A 15,386-nucleotide genomic window follows, 5' to 3' on the forward strand; every position below is an offset into this window, starting at 1 on the left:
CAAGTTTAGGACCGGAGACACAGGAGATAGAGATGACGACCCAGACACATGCAGGCGATATCCGCCCGCCTTCGGCGCTGCTGGCGCTGACCGAACTGCCCCGCGCCATCGCGGAGTTCGGGTCGCTGGGTCTCGCCGCACCGATCCTGGCCAGCGCGCCGCATGGCGACGGTCATCCCGTGCTGGTGCTGCCGGGCTTCGTCACGACGGACGTTTCGACCCGCGTGCTGCGATCGTTCCTGAAGCGGATGGGCTATGATGCGCATGCCTGGGAACTTGGCCGCAACCTTGGGCCGAAAGCGATCGGTGCAGAGGGCGAGAAGCTGATCGCGCGGCTGAAGGCGGTGCATGATACGACCGGGCAGAAGGTGAGCATCGTCGGATGGAGCTTGGGCGGGGTGATGGCGCGGCAATTGTCGCGTCGTGCGCCGGAAGCGGTTCGTCAGGTCATCACTCTGGGATCGCCATTCACCGGGTCGCCGCGGGCGACGAACGCCTGGCGAGCCTATCAGATACTGACCGGCCACAAGATCGATGGCGACGATGCACGTGCGCAGTTGAGCGAGAGCGAGACCGCACCACCGGTGCCGTCGACGTCGATCTTCTCGCGGGAAGATGGCGTGGTTGCATGGCAGAACTGCATCGAACCCAGCGGTGCCGAGACCGACAATATCCAGGTCCACGGCAGCCATTGCGGGTTGGGCGTTAATCCGGCCGTGCTGTACGCGATCGCGGACCGGCTGGCGCAGCCGGATGGCGAATGGCGGCCCTTCGAACGTAGCGGTTTGAAGGCGCTCGTCTATCCGTTTGCCGGGCACGCGTAGGGCCTGATCTCTCTCAGTCTGACGGAGGGGGCCGTCCTTGAGCTAGTAGCTCGTGGACGGCCCCCCTCCACCACTCGGCCAAGCGGCCGAGCGGTCCCCTCCCCGTGCCGGGGAGAATCTTGGTCAGTCTTTGCCGCGTAGAGGCGCGACGGATTCCTGGCCGATCTTGACGATCAGCTCGCCGATTTCCTTGGCCTGCGTCATGCTGCGTGATCCCTGCTCGCGCAGGTAATCGCCCTGAACTTTCATCACTTCGCTCAAATCCTTAGCACCGGCAGCGGCGCGGAGTGCGGCGAAGGCTTCGCGGGCATTCTGTTCGGCCTGGTCGATCAGGCGCATGCTGACGGTGGACCCGCCCTCGGCGATCTTGGCGCCCGACTGACGCATCGCCTCACCCGCCTTCTTCGCCGGATCGACGATGCGTTCGTTGATCGTGTCCTTGACCTTGTCGGTGGTGTTCTTGGTATCGGCCATCATGCTGCTCCTTGCTTGACTGCCGGCTTCCGACCGGCTGCGGTAGGCTTCTTCACTGGCCGGGGTCTTACCCGGATCGGCGCGACCGGCGCATGCTGCGTCGCCGCCTGCAGTTCGGCAAATGAATGCCGCAACGCATCCGCATAGGCGTCCGGGTCCGGCATCATCGCCCGGTCGCAGGTGAAGGATATCGCGATCGTGTCGCCATAGGAATAGATCGGATTGATCAGCCCCATCGAATCGAACACCGGCGCGGTGCCGTACATCGCGACCATGCGGGCGCCGCAGAAATACATCGGCACGCGGCTGCCGGGGACGTTGGTCACGACGGTGTTGTAGACCGGTGCATGCGCGTTCGCCGCACCGACGCGGGTGTAGAGCCGTGCCGCCAACCCGGCGAGACCCGCTGGCACCAACTGGCTGTAATCGGCCAGAGTGCGGGCGCCGACTGCGTTAGTCATCTCCTTCGAATTGACCGCCGCTTCATGCACATAGCGCAGACGTTCCAGCGGATCGGCGATCTGCGTGCCAAGCGGCACGACCATCGCCGAGACGAGATTGCCGAGCGCCGCCTTCTCTCCCTCCCCCGGACGGAGATCGGCGCCATTGCCGTCAGCGACTCCGCGGGCAACTCGCCCTTGTCGTCCAGATATTTGCGCAAGCCCCCGCCGACGACCGCGAGGATCACGTCGTTGACCGTCGCGCCCGGCACCGCCTCCTTCATCGCGCGGACGTCGGCTAGCTTGAACGGCACCGCATCCCAGACGCGGTGCGCGGAGACCTTGCCGTTGAAGCGGGTCTTGGGGCCCATCTTCGTATTGGCGAGCGATACGTCGCCCTTGGTGACGCTCGCGCCCAGTTTCGCCATGCCGGGCAGCGATCGGCCGATCGTCTCGACGATCTTCATCGGTTGGCGCAACGAGTTGAAATAGCTGCGCATCAACAGGTCGGCGACGTTCGGCATATGCTCGGGCGACCAGTCGTCCGCGCCCTCGGGCGGGGTCATGCTGGCGTCGAGATCATGCACCGCGGCGGACATCTCGACCCCGGACATACCGTCGATCGCCGCGTGATGCACCTTGGAGACGAGCGCGAAGCAGCCGGGCGGCAGGCCCTCCACATTATCGAGCCCCTCGACGATGGTGAATTCCCAAAGCGGCTTGTTCAGGTCCATCGGACGAGCGTGAAGCCGCGCGACCTGGATGCACAATTGCCGCCAGTCGCCGGGTTTGGGCAAAGCGATGTGGCGGACGTGGAATTCGATGTCGAACTCCGGATCCTCGATCCAGTAGGGATGATCGAGATCGAACGGCACGCGCACCAGCCGCTGGCGGAAGCTGCGCGCCCCGCCCAGCCGCGAGGCGATGAAGGACAATATGTCCTTGAACCGGACGAACCCGCCCGGCGCGGTGGAGGGATCGTAGATGCCGACCGATCCGATATGCATCGGGGTGTGCGGCGTCTCCAGATAGACGAACGACGCGTCCTGCCCGCTCAGTTGCAGCATATCTCTCTCCTATGGCGTCTACCGCGCCCAGGAGGGATGTTAACCGAGATGAAGGCAGGGGCAAGGGCCGGACCGGCCTAAAGTTCTCACTAAGGTCACACCAGGGTCACACTGTCGCGGTGTTCGCGAGCGGCGGGAGCGGGGCGAAGTTCACACAAGGTCACACGATATTGGGGTGATTGCGCGCGGGCGGATTGGGGTTGGTCGGCGATGTGAAAGAGCGGACCGGGATTAACGGAATGTGGGCATGTAGGACAGCTTTGGCGTCCAGCATTGCGGGGAAGCTGACTAGTCACTTTGCAAAGCTTCGTTGGCTAAAGCAACGCTCCGAGCATTCACGAGCCGGAAAGCTATTGCCAGCACGCATGTCGCGGTTGAGACATCTGACGAAAAGGCAAGGTTAACCCCCTATGATAAAATTGATATAGCTCCCGTGGCTGAAGCGCCGACAAGAACGTATTTGTAAACAATGATTGAAATCACGAGTATCGCAAAAAGATGTAGCGTCATCCAGGCGTGAGGACCGACAGCTCCATAAGCCATCTTCCGCGCCTGCTTTCCTGCCTTCCAACCGCCAACATATTCAAGGGGAAACAGGTGTGGTTTACGTCCCTGTTCTCTGGCAAAATCAACATTCGCATGATTTATCGGGCATTCATCGAGCGCAACTCGATACTCTGCTTGCAGATCTTCAAGCATTTGGTAAGCCTTTTCGGCGTCGGCGTCTATGTCGATGTTCTTCACCTTGTGGTAAACTGTCGCCACCTTGCGTGCGCATTGATGTAATAATTCACCTTGATAATAAAAGTTTTGAGATCCTTCAATAAGGTTTTAAAAATAACAAATACAGAAAGGACTATAGAGCAAGCTAACAGTATCTGATTCTGATAATTGGCCAACTTCAATATGTTTGGCACCAAAGAAAGCGCAATAACATAAAGAGACAGGAATGATACCATGTATGAGGACAGTCTCTGTCGGGTAGCCAGCCTTAGGTTTGCTTGAAATCTTACATCGCGGGTAATTTCCACGGTGCGCTTAAAGTCAGAGATGGCTATTTTCAAGACAGTGTCGTCGCTCATCGTCGCCCCCGATATTGTATTGTGGCTAGTGAGAGCATTTGACGAAAAAAGGCAAGCCACGCAGAGTTCGGCCTTGACGAGCCTTGTAGGGTCACATGAAAAAAATGACAGATACTGACGAGGGTCTATGGAGCCACGAAATTTTTGGTGGCGGGCGTTAGCGGACCCTACTTCCCGAACCCGAACACATCCTGATGGAAGCGCCCATCCTCGATCATCTGCTCCAGCCACGCCGAGCCCTGCGCATGTTCCGTCCCCACCTGTTGCATCTGGATGCGGATCAGCGTGTCGCGGACGGCGGGGGCCATGAAGCGGCCGTCGCCGCAGAGGAAGATCTGCGCACCCGCCTGAATCGCGGCCCAGACCTTTTCCTGTTCGCCCCACAGCGCGTCCTGCACAAATTTCCACGGGTGGCTCTCCACCGCGGAGAAAGCGAGATACGGGTCGATCACGCCTTGCGCCGCCCAATCCTCGACCTCTTCGCGGCAGAACCAGTCGTGGTCGGGATGGCGACAACCGAAGAACAACAGGCTGCGTTCGATATCCGCGCCGGCGGCTTTCTGGGCGGCGCGTTCCTGGATGAAGCCGCGTAACGGGGCGAAGCCGGTGCCGGGGCCGATCAGGATCAGCGGCAGGCGCGTGTCCGATGGCGGGGCGAAGGGCGGGTTGGGGCGGCGGACATAGCCGAACACGGAGTCGCCGGGGGCGAGTTGCTGCATGTACCCGCTGGCGAAACCGCGATGTTCGCCGAGGCCCGACCAATGCGGCGCGGCCATCGTGCCGACGATCAGGTCCGCCACGTCCGGCGACACGAGCGGGCTGGAGGCGATCGAATAGAAGCGCGGGGCGATCGCGGCGGAGAGTTCGACCAATGCATCCAGCGACAGTTCGGCGGCGGGATGCTGATCGAGCAGGTCGACCAATGTCAGGCGCTTAGCCGTCACCTCGGCATCGAACGCATCCTCCAGCCGGGCAAGTTCGCGCTTCGTATTGGGGCAGCGCGTCTGTGCGGCGACGACCGACAGCGCGCGCTTGGGCAGCGGATCGGACAGTTCGACGAAATCGGTGAGCAATTGCCGCACCGTCACCGTCTGGCCGAGCGGCAAGTGGCGGAAGCGGCCGCCCTGCCCGTCCAGCCGCAACTGCGCCGCGCCGGCGAGGCCGAGCCGCTCGATCGTCCGCGTGACGAGCTCCGGACGGTTGCGTGCATAGACCGCGATGTGATCGCCGGTGCGATAGTCCTGCCCCTCCGGCAGGCGGATGCGGATGAAGCGGGTGGAGGGGCGCGGCGGTTCCTGCGCGAAATCCCACAGCCCGTCGGCGGGGCGCACCATCTCCTCATTGCCCACGATCTCAAGCAGTTGCGCATGTTCGGGCAGCGCCTGCGCACGCACCTCCTGCGTATCGAGCATGCGCAGCGACAGGGAGGACGTGACTTCGGTCGGCGCGGCTTCGGCGCCCAAGGCCTTCCACAGATCGCGGACGAAGCCTGCGACCGCGCCGTCGAAATCGCCCTGCCCGTCCGCCTCGGCGCGGGGCAGCAGCCGGGTCGCGCCCGCCGCCTCGATCGCCGCGTCGATCCGCTTGGGGAAGACCTGATAGTTCGGCCATTGCGAGTTGCCGATTCCGAGCACGGCGAAGCGCGCGCCGGACCAGTCGGCGCCTTCGAACACGCCCGCATCCAGTCCGCGCTCGACCTCCAGCGCGCTGTCGGGGGCGCGGCCGTTATAGGTGGCGGTGACGATGACGATCACCTTGTCCTCGGGCTCCGCCCCGCCCTTGAAGCTTTCGTCCATCGATCGGACGACGGTATCGAACCCGTCGACATTGGCGCGTGCGGCGATTTCCTCCGCAATGTCGCGCGCGGTGCCGAGGCTGGAGCCGTAGAGGACGGCGAACTTCTGGCCCGAACCGGATATGGCCGCGACGGGCGCGTCGTCGGTCGTGGCATCGGGCGCGGGCGCGACGCTCAGCCGTTCGTGCGGCTGGCGCAGGCGGACGCGCATGTAGAATTCGTCGGGCTTGATCGACAGCGTTTCCTTGATCCGCAGCGTGTAGGAATGCGGATCGCTGATCGCGAATTTCTGCAGGATCATCGCCAGCGCCATCTTCGCCTCGACCATCGCGAATTGGCGGCCGATGCACGCGCGTTCGCCATTGCCGAACGGCTTGTAGGCATGCGGGTGGCGTGCCGCCTCCGCCTCGGGCAGCCAGCGGTCGATGTCGAATTCGTCCGGGTCGGTCCAGACGCTCGGGTCGCGGTGCAGGCCGGGGGCGAAGACGTTGACCGGGCGATCCTTGCGCAGGTGCCAGGTGCCGCCGATGACTTCGTCCTCGAACGGCGCGAGCGTGAAGGCGGGCGCGGTCGGCCATAGCCGCAGTCCTTCCTTCAGGATTCGCTCGATGACTTCGAGTTTTGCTACGTCGCTGTAATCCAGGCGTTTGTCGCCGGGCAGCACGCGGTCCACCTCGGCATAGGCCTGCGCCAACACGTGCGGGTGGCGGAGCAGAAGGTGCTGCGAGAAGGTGAGAAGGCCGGACGTCGTCTCATGCCCGGCGATCAGGAAGGTCAGCACCTGATAGCGGATGTTGATGTCGTCCAGCCCCTCCCCCGTTTCCGGATCGACGGCGGAGATCATCAGGTTAAGCAGATCCTTCCCATCGTTCGGATGCGCGCGGCGTTCGGCGATGATGCCGTCGACCAGCGCGTTCATCTCGTCGATATCGGCGTCATATTGTCGCTCCGCCTTCTTGGCGAAACGCTGCTGGATCGGCAGGCGCGTGATCATGTTGAGCGATTCACCCAGCACGCGGGCGAGCGCTTCCAGGAAACTGTCCAGTTCTTCGCGTTCGAAACTGGCGAAGCGGTGGCCGAAACCGGCGATGGCGATCGAATCCAGCGTGAAGCGGGTCATGTCGTCCGCGACGAGCACGTCCGTTCCGCTCAGCCGCGACCATTTGCCGACGAGCTGGTCGGCGACCTCCAGCATCATGTCGTAATAGCCGCGCATCGCCCGCTGGCTGAACGCGGGGAGCAGGATGCGGTGCGCCTTGCCCCAGTTCGGTTCTTCGCTGAACGCGGTGAACAGGCCGTCGCCCGCAAACTTGCGGACGACGCGCAGGCCCGGCCCCGGCATCTTGCGGAAGCGCGTCTCGTCGCACAATTCCTCGACCAGATCGGGGTTGGTGACGAACAGCCCGACGCGGCTGCCGAATTTCAGCTTGAAGATACCGGCGGGGAAATCGCGGCTGATGCGCAGCAGATAGCCGATCAGCCCGGCGCGCGCGATCTGGTGCAGGTGCCCGACCACGGGCAGGCCGGGCGGGGACGGCACCCGCGCCCGATCCAATTCAGCCGCTGATGCCATCACGCTCTCCGCTTTTCTTTACACATCAACACAGGTGGTTGGGTTGCGCAACCTTGCCTGCCGCCGGCGTCGTCTCGTGAGCGGCACAGGACGACGCCGGTAGTCTTGGAGACCGGTATTACTTGACCTGTACGCCGCCCTTGATGACCGCGCTGACGCGTTCCAGCACGCGCACGTCGGTCAGCGGATTGCCGTCGACCGCGACGATATCGCCATAGCGGCCGACCGCGATCGCGCCGACGTCCTCAGGCTTGCCCAGCGCTTCGGCGGCATCGCTGGTGGCGGCGCGGATCGCCTGGATCGGGGTCATGCCCCATTCGACCATCTTGGCGAACTGCTTGCCATTGTCGCCGTGCGGATAGACGCCTGCATCCGATCCGAAGACCATCCGCACGCCCGCCCGAACCGCGCGCTGGAACGTCTGGCGCTGCTTCAGGCCAATCATCTTCTCCTTGTCGAGGCTTTCCTGCTCGGTCCCGTTCGCGGTGCCCGTGGCGAGGATATAATCGTCGTTATAAATATCCATCGAGAACCACGTCTTGCGCTGCGCGGCGAGCTTGATCGTCTCGTCCGACGCGAGGCTGCAATGCTCGATCGTGTCGATCCCGGCGAGGATCGCGGTGCGGATGCCCTCGTCGCCATGCGCGTGCGCCGCCACCCGCAGGTGCAGCATATGCGCCTCGTCCGCGATCGCCTTCATCTCCTCCAGCGTCAGTTGCTGCCCGCCGACGCTGTCGCCGAGCGAGAAGACGCCGCCGGTCGCGCAGATCTTGATTACCTGCGCGCCGTATTTGTGCAGCCAGCGGATCTTCGCACGCGCTTCCTCGGGCGAATTGATCACCCCGGCTTCCTTGCGGTCGAGCGATGGCGGGAGGGAATTGTTGTCGCAATGCCCGCCGGTCGCGCCGATCGCATAGCCCGCGGTGGTGATGCGCGGCCCCTGCACCCAGCCGCCATCGATCGCCTCGCGCAGGCCGACATCCTGGAAATCGCTCGATCCGACGTTGCGCACCGACGTGAAGCCCGCATCCAGCGTCTTCTTCGCATTGCCGACGCCCACCGCGCTCCAGAACGAATCGGTATATTGCAGCCCGCGATAGCCGCCGATCTCGGCAAGGCTGGTGAGGTGGACGTGCATGTCGATCAGGCCGGGCAGGATCGTCTTGCCGCCGAGATCGATATGCTTGACGTCGCCGCCGAACTTGATCGTGCGCGCGTCGGCGATGCCGGTGATTCGCCCGTCGACGATCGTCACCGCCGGGTGGTCGACCATCTTGCCCGACAGCACGTCGATCATCCGGTCGGCAGTGACGATGACGGTTTCAGCCGATGCGGGCACAGCCGCGAGCAGCGCGATCGCCGCGCCGAGATACTTGATCATGCTACATCACCCCTTTTGTGTTTTCGCGCCGTATCCTAGCCGCGAACGCGCGCCGCGCCAGTGCGATTCAGCCGAGCATCGCCCGATAGGTCAGCGGGCCGACCGGCAGCGCGAGACGGGCGACGATCGCGACACCCACGACGATGCCGACCGCCGCGCCGGCAAGCGTAACATCCCGCCGCTCCGCGCGGTGCGCGATCAGGATCGCGGCGAGCGCGGCGGCGATCATGGACCAGAGGTGATAGCGCAGATCCGATGCGATGCTGATAACGGCGAAGCTCGCCTCCAGCATGAGCGCCGATACCGCGAGCGCGAGGGCCAGATCGCGTGCGGGACCCGACATGGTTCGCGCCACGAACAGCACTCCGGCGGCGACCATGATCCACGCGATCGGCCAACCAACCGGCGTCTCGGCCAGCATCGCGCCCGACAGCGCGAGCCAGCGATGCGCCGGCCCGGGATTGCGCAGCCCGAGACTATTGGGCTCGCCGCCGAGCGGTGGCGCGGCGCTGGGGTAGCGGAACGGCACGATGAAGCGCCATGTCGAGTTGAGATGCGCCAGCCGGTGCCTCACATAAGCGAACGGGTGATGCAGGATCGCAGCGGCCCATGCTCCACCAACCTCGCCAGCGGGCAGTGCACTCCAACGATCGAACACCGTGCCGCAGCGATCCCCGTCGCCCAGCGGATCCCAGAAAAAGGGTGTGTAGCAATGTCGTGTCGCGATCATCGCATGTTCGCCGTGGTGCAGCCCGACGCGTCCGGCCTGCCCGCCGAAATGCGCGATACCGGCCAGATCGAACAGTGGCTGCGCGTGCGTGACATTGCTGTGTTCTGCACCGATCACGCGCGTGTTGACGAACGGCGACACCGCCAGCACGACCATGAGGGCGGCCAGACCGATCGTGATACGACGCAGCGGTTTCCAGCGCGTCAGCATCATGACGAGCGGGACCACGGCGAACAACGCATTGCTGCGCACGGACACCGCGTAGAGCAGCAACCCACCCGCAGCAAAAAGTGCAGCAATCGGCACCGCGCGATCCGCCAGACGCCACCACGCGATCAGCCCTGTTCCCGCGAGCAGGGCCGCCGTCATCTGAGCGTCCTTCAGCACGGCGACCTGCCAGCCAAGAAACAGCGGGCACGCGCCGACAACCAGCACGCAGATCGCCGCGCGCCACCGCCCGGTTCGCGCGATCCCGCACGCCCAAAGCCCGATGCCGAGCCAGTAGGAAAGGATCTGCAGCACGAACATCGGGGCCGCACCCCGCCCGAGCGGATGCAGCATTGCCCACAGCCACGCCATCACAGGCGGATGCCAGTCGTTATACCGCCCGCTCAGCGCCTGCTCATACTGCCACACGCTGTCGTACATCGACACGCCCGGCCAGGAGATGGCAAGCGTCGCGATGCACAGCCCGAGCGCCGCCCCGCCGATCCGTACGGGGGCGGACACCCGGGACAGCCGATCAGATATGCAAAGCGCGCCCGTACGCCGCGAGTACGCTTTCGTGCATCATTTCGGACAGGGTCGGGTGCGGGAAGACGGTTTCCATCAGTTCTGCCTCGGTCGTCTCCAGCGTCTTGCCGATCGTGTAGCCCTGGATCAGTTCGGTCACTTCCGCGCCGATCATGTGCGCGCCGAGCAGCTCGCCCGTTTTCGCGTCGAACACCGTCTTCACGAAGCCTTCCGCCTCGCCCAACGCGATCGCCTTGCCGTTGCCGATGAAGGGGAAGGTGCCGGCCTTTACTTCATACCCCTGCTCCTTCGCCTTGGCCTCGGTCAGGCCGACGCTGGCGATCTGCGGGTGGCAATAGGTGCAGCCCGGAATGTTGCGCGGGTCCATCGCGTGCGGGTGGTTGCCGACGATCGCCTCGACCGCGATGACGCCTTCGTGGCTCGCCTTGTGCGCGAGCCAGGGCGGCGCGGTGATATCGCCGATCGCATACAGGCCGGGAACGTTGGTCTGGCAATCCGGACCGGTCTTCAGGAAGCCGCGATCCGCCTCGACGCCCAATGCCTCCAGCCCGATTTCCTCCGTATTGGGCAGGATGCCGATCGCGACGATGACATGGCTGAACTCGCTGGTCGTGACCGTGCCGTCCTTCGCCTTGATCGCGGCCTTCACGCCGTTCGCGCCGACGTCGATCTTGTCCACGCCGGCGCCGGTCAGGATCGTCATGCCCTGCTTGGTCAACGCCTTTTGCAGGAAGGCGGAGACGTCGGCATCCTCGACCGGCACGATGCGGTCGAGCATTTCGACCACGGTGACCTCGGACCCCATGTCATTGTAGAAACTCGCGAATTCGATCCCGATCGCGCCCGATCCGATAACCAGAAGCTTGGTCGGCATTTCAGACGGCGTCATGGCGTGGCGATACGTCCAGACGCGCTTGCCATCGGATTTGGCGAACGGCAGTTCGCGTGCGCGTGCGCCCGTTGCGAGGATGATGTTCTTCGCCTCGAGCTCGGTCGTCTTGCCGTCCGCCGCGGTGACGGTCAGTTTGTTCGCGGCGGTCAGCTTGCCCGTCCCCATATGCACCGCGATCTTGTTCTTCTTCATCAGGTGCGTGACACCCTGGTTCAGCTGCTTCGCGACACCGCGCGAGCGCTTCACCACGGCATCCAGATCGGCACTGATCTTCTCCGCGGCCAGCCCGTAATCCTTGGCGTGCTGCATGTAATGGAAGATCTCGGCCGAACGCAGCAGCGCCTTGGTCGGGATACAGCCCCAATTGAGGCAGATTCCGCCGAGCAGCTCGCGCTCGACGATCGCGACCTTGAGGCCAAGCTGGCTCCCCCGGATTGCCGCGACATAGCCGCCGGGTCCGGATCCGAGTACGATTAGGTCGTAGGTGTCAGCCAAGTTCGCTTCCTTCGAGAGCTGCGTGTTGTTCGATTGCGTGGGAGTCGACGGGACGGGGACGATCGTCATCGCCCATCGCCACCAAGGTAAACCGGCCGGTCGCCGCTTTCGAGGCGCCTTCGCCGTGGCGATCGCGGCGCCACACATGGACCGCGACGGTCAGCGAGGTGCGGCCGGTGGCGACGATCTCGGCGTGGAAGGACACTTCCTCGCCGATGCTGACGGGGGTGGTGAAGCTGAAGCCGTCCGCCGCGACCACCGGGCAGCGTGCGCCGCTATGCCGCGACGCGACCGATCCCGCGGCCAGCGCCATCTGGCCCATCAGCCAGCCGACGAAGACCTTGCCGTACGGATTGGCATCCGCCGCCATCGCGGTCGCGCGGATCGCGGGGGCGGTTGCCGGCGGGCTATCGCTCATCGCGTTGCCTGTTCCGGTGCGCCGCCGCCCCGTCCTTGTCGCGCCGGTGCGCCGCCGCGATCGACCGGATCGATGCGAGGATGACGATCACCGTCACGACCCAGCTGACCCACCAGATCGACACGCTGGCATTCGGTACGGACCAAGCCGCCAGCGCCGCGATCACGTGGATCGCGACGAGCCCGACGATGAGGTGCAGAAGCTCCATGAGCATCCGCGGCCCCATGTCAGGCCACCATGCCCAGCGGATTTTCGACCAGCGCCTTGAACGCCTGCATCAGCTGCGCGCCGTCCGATCCGTCGATCGCGCGGTGATCGAAGCTGCCGGTCGCGGACATGACGGTGGCGATTCCGAGTTCGCCGTCGACGATATACGGCCGCTTCTCGCCCGCGCCGATCGCCATGATCATCGCCTGTGGCGGGTTGATGACGGCGTCGAAATTCTTGATGCCGAACATGCCCATGTTGCTGATGCTTGCCGTGCCGCCGGTATATTCCTCCGGCTTCAGCTTCTGGTCGCGCGCACGGGTGGCGAGGTCCTTCATCTCGGTCGAGATCTGGCTGAGCGTCTTGGTATCCGCATGCGTGATGACCGGCGTGATCAGACCCGAAGGCGCGCTGACCGCGACGGAGATGTCCGCGCGCTGGAAGCTGATCAGCTGATCCGGCGTGAACATGACGTTGCACGACGGCACCTGGATCAGGCTGACCGCCAGCGCCTTGATGAGCAGGTCGTTGACGGAAAGCTTCACGCCGCGCGATTCCAGCGCCGCGTTCAGCTCGCCGCGCAGTTTCAGCAACGCGTCGAGGCGGACGTCGACCGTAAGGTAGATGTGCGGCACCTGCTGCTTGGATTCGGTCAGGCGGCGCGCGATCGTCTTGCGGACGTTGCTGAGCTTGGTCGCTTCGTGCGGGATATCCGGGATCGCGGCAGGCTTTGCAGCGGCGGCGGGCGCAGCCTGCGGGGCGGTGGACGGAGCCGACGCCTGAGCCTGTGCGGTCGGCGCGGATGCGCTGCCCGCGGTCGCGCCTTCGAGGTCCGCCTTCACGATGCGGCCATTGGGGCCCGATCCGGTCAAGGTCGACAGGTCGATGCTCTGTTCGGCGGCGATGCGGCGTGCGAGCGGGCTTGCCTTGATCCGGTCGCCCGATGCCGCCGTAGATGCCGTCGGGGCGGCGGACTTCGGTGCGGGTGAAGCCGGCTTGGCGGTATCTTCCGATTTGGCGGGCTCGGGGGCTGGTTCGGCCTTGGGGGCATCGGCCTTGGGCGCATCGGCCTTCGGGGCCGTGTCGGCGCTTTCGCCTTCTTCCAGCAATGTGGCGATGACGGTGCCGACCTTCACATTGTCGGTACCCTCGGCGATCATGATCTTGCCGATCGTACCTTCATCGACGGCTTCGAACTCCATCGTCGCCTTGTCGGTTTCGATCTCGGCCATGAGATCGCCCGATTTGACGACGTCGCCTTCCTTGACCAGCCATTTGGCCAGCGTGCCTTCCTCCATCGTCGGCGACAGCGCAGGCATCTTGATCTCGATCGGCATTATCATCCCTCAGGCTTCGATTCCGGTGCGAAGCGATCCTTCGTCGCCTGCGCCGCCCGGGTCAAGACCGGCCCTTGCGCAGGGCGACGCATCGCGGCACCTATGCGTTCGAGGGAAAAGATATGCGCATCTATCTGGTTGTCGTTGACGAAACGCCCGAAGCAGGCATCGCTTTGCGCTTTGCGGCACGCCGTGCGGTGAAGACGGGAGGGGGTGTGGAAATTCTGACGTTGATGCCGCCGTCCGAATTCGGGCCGTGGGGCGGGGTGCAGGCGACGATCGAGGAGGAGGCGCGAGTCCATGCCGAGGCGCTCGTCGCCGGGGCGGCGGGCACGTTGCTGGAGGAATCCGGACTGCGGCCGTCGATCACGTTGAAGCAGGGCGACGGGCCCAAGATCATCCGCGAGATGATCGCCGCCAATCCGGACATCGCCGCCCTCGTGCTGGGGGCCGCCGCGGCGGGCGCGCCGGGGCCGCTGGTCACGCATTTCGCCGGCGCGGATGCGGGCGTATTGCCCATCCCGCTGATGATCATCCCCGGTTCGCTGACGCGCGACGATATCGATAGGCTTTCCTGATGCGTTACCTGCCCTTGCTCGCCCCGCCCTTGCTCACTCTCGCGCTGACCCAGCCGGCCGTCGCGCAGGACAAGCCCGATCCTGCACGATTGAAGGCAAGTGTCGCGAAACTGGTGAGCTTCGGTACGCGGCACACTCTGTCCTCGCCCGACGATCCGGTGCGCGGGATCGGCGCGGCGCGGGCGTGGGGCGGCGCGGAGATGGCGCGGATCGCGGATGCGTGCGGCGGGTGCATCGTGGTTTCGAACATTGCGCGGACGATGGTCTCGCCGCGCACGCCCGACGGTGCGAACATCGTGGACGTGCTGGGTTTTCAGCAAGGTAGCGACCCCAAACGCGTCGTGATCGTCGCCGCGCATATCGACAGCCGCGCATCCGACGTCATGGACGCGAAGATCGACGCGCCCGGTGCGAACGACAATGCGTCCGGGTCCGCGCTGGTGCTTGAGGCGGCGCGATTGCTGTCGAAGCAGAAGTTCCGCGCGACGATCGTCTATGCCTTGCTGTCCGGCGAGGAACAGGGGTTGCTCGGCGGGCAATTGCTGGCGGAGACGGCGAAGGAGAAGAACTGGACCGTCACCGCGATGCTCAACAACGACATCGTCGGCAATTCGATCGGCCAGGGCGGCGTCCGCGACGTGGCGCAAGTGCGTGTCTTCTCCGAAGGGATTCGCGCATCGGAGGATCTTGCGGCGCAGATCGCCCGGCGCGGCAATGGCGGCGAGGATGACGGTCCGTCACGGGCATTGGCCAAGGCGATCGACGGGATCGCCGGCACGGTGCCCGGCGGCCTGGACGTGTTCGTCGATCGCCGGCCCGACCGTTTCGGGCGCGGCGGGGATCACGAACCGTTCCTGAAACTGGGCTTTCCGGCGGTACGGTTCACATCCTCGGTCGAGAATTGGGACGCGCAACACCAGAATTTGCGCACCGAAAAGGGCGTGGTGTTCGGCGACACGATCGACCGGATGGACTTCGCCTATCTTGCCAAGGTGACCGCGATCAACGTCGCGACGATCCGCCGCCTTGCCGCTGCCCCCGCCGCGCCGGACAAGGTGACGATATCCGGCGACCTGTCGCGCGATACGAAGGTCGCGTGGGCGGCGATCCCCGGCGCCGTGAAATACCGCGTAAAGTGGCGGAAGTCGGACGCGCGCGACTGGACCGGCGGCGTGGACGTCGCTGCGACGGAAACGCTGTTGAAGAACGTTCCGGTCGACGACCATCTGGTCGGCGTCGCGGCGGTCGCGGCGGATGGATCGGAAAGCATCGTCACGTTCGGCGAACGCGCGCGGCGTTGAGGGGCACGTACCCTTTCCCCGCCCCGTTCGTGCTGAGCC

The 15,386-nt window shown here is 64.6% G+C and carries 13 protein-coding genes and 1 pseudogene; 3 read left to right on the top strand and 11 right to left on the bottom strand.

Annotation, left to right across the window (positions count from 1 at the left end; all coding sequences use genetic code 11):
* The first annotated feature begins 32 nt into the window (after window positions 1–32).
* Window positions 33–824, top strand: a complete 792-nt coding sequence (locus H5J25_RS10795; RefSeq protein ID WP_202090840.1) for an esterase/lipase family protein — start codon at window positions 33–35, stop codon at window positions 822–824.
* Between the two features lie 123 nt (window positions 825–947).
* On the opposite strand, the gene H5J25_RS10800 is transcribed toward H5J25_RS10795, so the two are convergent.
* The 11 genes and pseudogenes from H5J25_RS10800 to H5J25_RS10855 form a co-directional block, all read right to left on the bottom strand.
* Window positions 948–1,298, bottom strand: coding sequence for a phasin family protein (locus tag H5J25_RS10800; RefSeq protein ID WP_225883060.1), 351 nt, complete (start codon window positions 1,296–1,298; stop codon window positions 948–950).
* A complete protein-coding gene (locus H5J25_RS10805; protein ID WP_202090843.1) occupies window positions 1,298–1,843 on the bottom strand; it encodes a WSD1 family O-acyltransferase in 546 nt (181 codons plus the stop codon). Before H5J25_RS10805 ends, H5J25_RS10800 begins: the two co-directional genes overlap by 1 nt.
* Window positions 1,756–2,805, bottom strand: coding sequence for a wax ester/triacylglycerol synthase domain-containing protein (locus H5J25_RS10810; RefSeq protein WP_202090845.1), 1,050 nt, complete (start codon window positions 2,803–2,805; stop codon window positions 1,756–1,758). The genes H5J25_RS10805 and H5J25_RS10810 overlap by 88 nt, the downstream gene beginning before the upstream one ends.
* Before the next feature lie 408 nt (window positions 2,806–3,213).
* Window positions 3,214–3,887 (bottom strand): annotated as a pseudogene (locus tag H5J25_RS21670) (SLATT domain-containing protein).
* Window positions 3,888–4,054: 167 nt separating this feature from the next.
* Window positions 4,055–7,255 carry a bifunctional cytochrome P450/NADPH--P450 reductase gene (locus tag H5J25_RS10825; protein ID WP_202090852.1) on the bottom strand — a complete coding sequence of 1,067 codons (3,201 nt, stop codon included), beginning with the start codon at window positions 7,253–7,255 and terminating at the stop codon, window positions 4,055–4,057.
* 118 nt (window positions 7,256–7,373) lie between these two features.
* Window positions 7,374–8,636, bottom strand: a complete 1,263-nt coding sequence (locus H5J25_RS10830) for a Xaa-Pro dipeptidase (protein ID WP_202090854.1) — start codon at window positions 8,634–8,636, stop codon at window positions 7,374–7,376.
* A 67-nt stretch (window positions 8,637–8,703) separates the two neighbouring features.
* Entirely contained in the window at window positions 8,704–10,095 is a 1,392-nt protein-coding gene (locus tag H5J25_RS10835; protein ID WP_225883061.1) for a hypothetical protein, read from the bottom strand.
* Between the two features lie 13 nt (window positions 10,096–10,108).
* Window positions 10,109–11,506: a dihydrolipoyl dehydrogenase gene (gene lpdA / locus H5J25_RS10840; protein ID WP_202090856.1), complete on the bottom strand. Its 1,398-nt coding sequence runs from the start codon at window positions 11,504–11,506 to the stop codon at window positions 10,109–10,111.
* Window positions 11,499–11,924 (bottom strand): acyl-CoA thioesterase, encoded by a 426-nt coding sequence (locus tag H5J25_RS10845; RefSeq protein WP_202090858.1) that lies wholly within the window; start codon window positions 11,922–11,924, stop codon window positions 11,499–11,501. The genes lpdA and H5J25_RS10845 overlap by 8 nt, the downstream gene beginning before the upstream one ends.
* Window positions 11,914–12,138 (bottom strand): hypothetical protein, encoded by a 225-nt coding sequence (locus H5J25_RS10850; protein WP_202090860.1) that lies wholly within the window; start codon window positions 12,136–12,138, stop codon window positions 11,914–11,916. The genes H5J25_RS10845 and H5J25_RS10850 overlap by 11 nt, the downstream gene beginning before the upstream one ends.
* A gap of 13 nt (window positions 12,139–12,151) precedes the next feature.
* A complete protein-coding gene (locus H5J25_RS10855; RefSeq protein WP_202090862.1) occupies window positions 12,152–13,468 on the bottom strand; it encodes a pyruvate dehydrogenase complex dihydrolipoamide acetyltransferase in 1,317 nt (438 codons plus the stop codon).
* A 122-nt stretch (window positions 13,469–13,590) separates the two neighbouring features.
* On the opposite strand from H5J25_RS10855, the gene H5J25_RS10860 reads away from it, so the two are divergent.
* Window positions 13,591–14,046: a universal stress protein gene (locus H5J25_RS10860; RefSeq protein WP_202090863.1), complete on the top strand. Its 456-nt coding sequence runs from the start codon at window positions 13,591–13,593 to the stop codon at window positions 14,044–14,046.
* A complete protein-coding gene (locus H5J25_RS10865) occupies window positions 14,046–15,347 on the top strand; it encodes a M20/M25/M40 family metallo-hydrolase (RefSeq protein ID WP_202090867.1) in 1,302 nt (433 codons plus the stop codon). Before H5J25_RS10860 ends, H5J25_RS10865 begins: the two co-directional genes overlap by 1 nt.
* The last annotated feature ends 39 nt before the right edge of the window (window positions 15,348–15,386 follow it).

It is taken from the genome of Sphingomonas aliaeris, from assembly GCF_016743815.1.
In the GTDB taxonomy this organism is placed as follows: Bacteria; Pseudomonadota; Alphaproteobacteria; order Sphingomonadales; family Sphingomonadaceae; genus Sphingomonas; species Sphingomonas aliaeris.

Excerpts from the sequence above, each read along its gene's own strand:
- H5J25_RS10795 (WP_202090840.1), top strand. The coding sequence starts at position 33 with ATGACGACCCAGACACATGCAGGCGATATCCGCCCGCCTTCGGCGCTG.
- H5J25_RS10800 (WP_225883060.1), bottom strand. The coding sequence starts at position 1,298 with ATGGCCGATACCAAGAACACCACCGACAAGGTCAAGGACACGATCAAC.
- H5J25_RS10805 (WP_202090843.1), bottom strand. The coding sequence starts at position 1,843 with ATGGTCGTGCCGCTTGGCACGCAGATCGCCGATCCGCTGGAACGTCTG.
- H5J25_RS10810 (WP_202090845.1), bottom strand. The coding sequence starts at position 2,805 with ATGCTGCAACTGAGCGGGCAGGACGCGTCGTTCGTCTATCTGGAGACG.
- H5J25_RS10825 (WP_202090852.1), bottom strand. The coding sequence starts at position 7,255 with ATGGCATCAGCGGCTGAATTGGATCGGGCGCGGGTGCCGTCCCCGCCC.
- H5J25_RS10830 (WP_202090854.1), bottom strand. The coding sequence starts at position 8,636 with ATGATCAAGTATCTCGGCGCGGCGATCGCGCTGCTCGCGGCTGTGCCC.
- H5J25_RS10845 (WP_202090858.1), bottom strand. The coding sequence starts at position 11,924 with ATGAGCGATAGCCCGCCGGCAACCGCCCCCGCGATCCGCGCGACCGCG.
- H5J25_RS10850 (WP_202090860.1), bottom strand. The coding sequence starts at position 12,138 with ATGCTCATGGAGCTTCTGCACCTCATCGTCGGGCTCGTCGCGATCCAC.
- H5J25_RS10855 (WP_202090862.1), bottom strand. The coding sequence starts at position 13,468 with ATGCCGATCGAGATCAAGATGCCTGCGCTGTCGCCGACGATGGAGGAA.
- H5J25_RS10860 (WP_202090863.1), top strand. The coding sequence starts at position 13,591 with ATGCGCATCTATCTGGTTGTCGTTGACGAAACGCCCGAAGCAGGCATC.
- H5J25_RS10865 (WP_202090867.1), top strand. The coding sequence starts at position 14,046 with ATGCGTTACCTGCCCTTGCTCGCCCCGCCCTTGCTCACTCTCGCGCTG.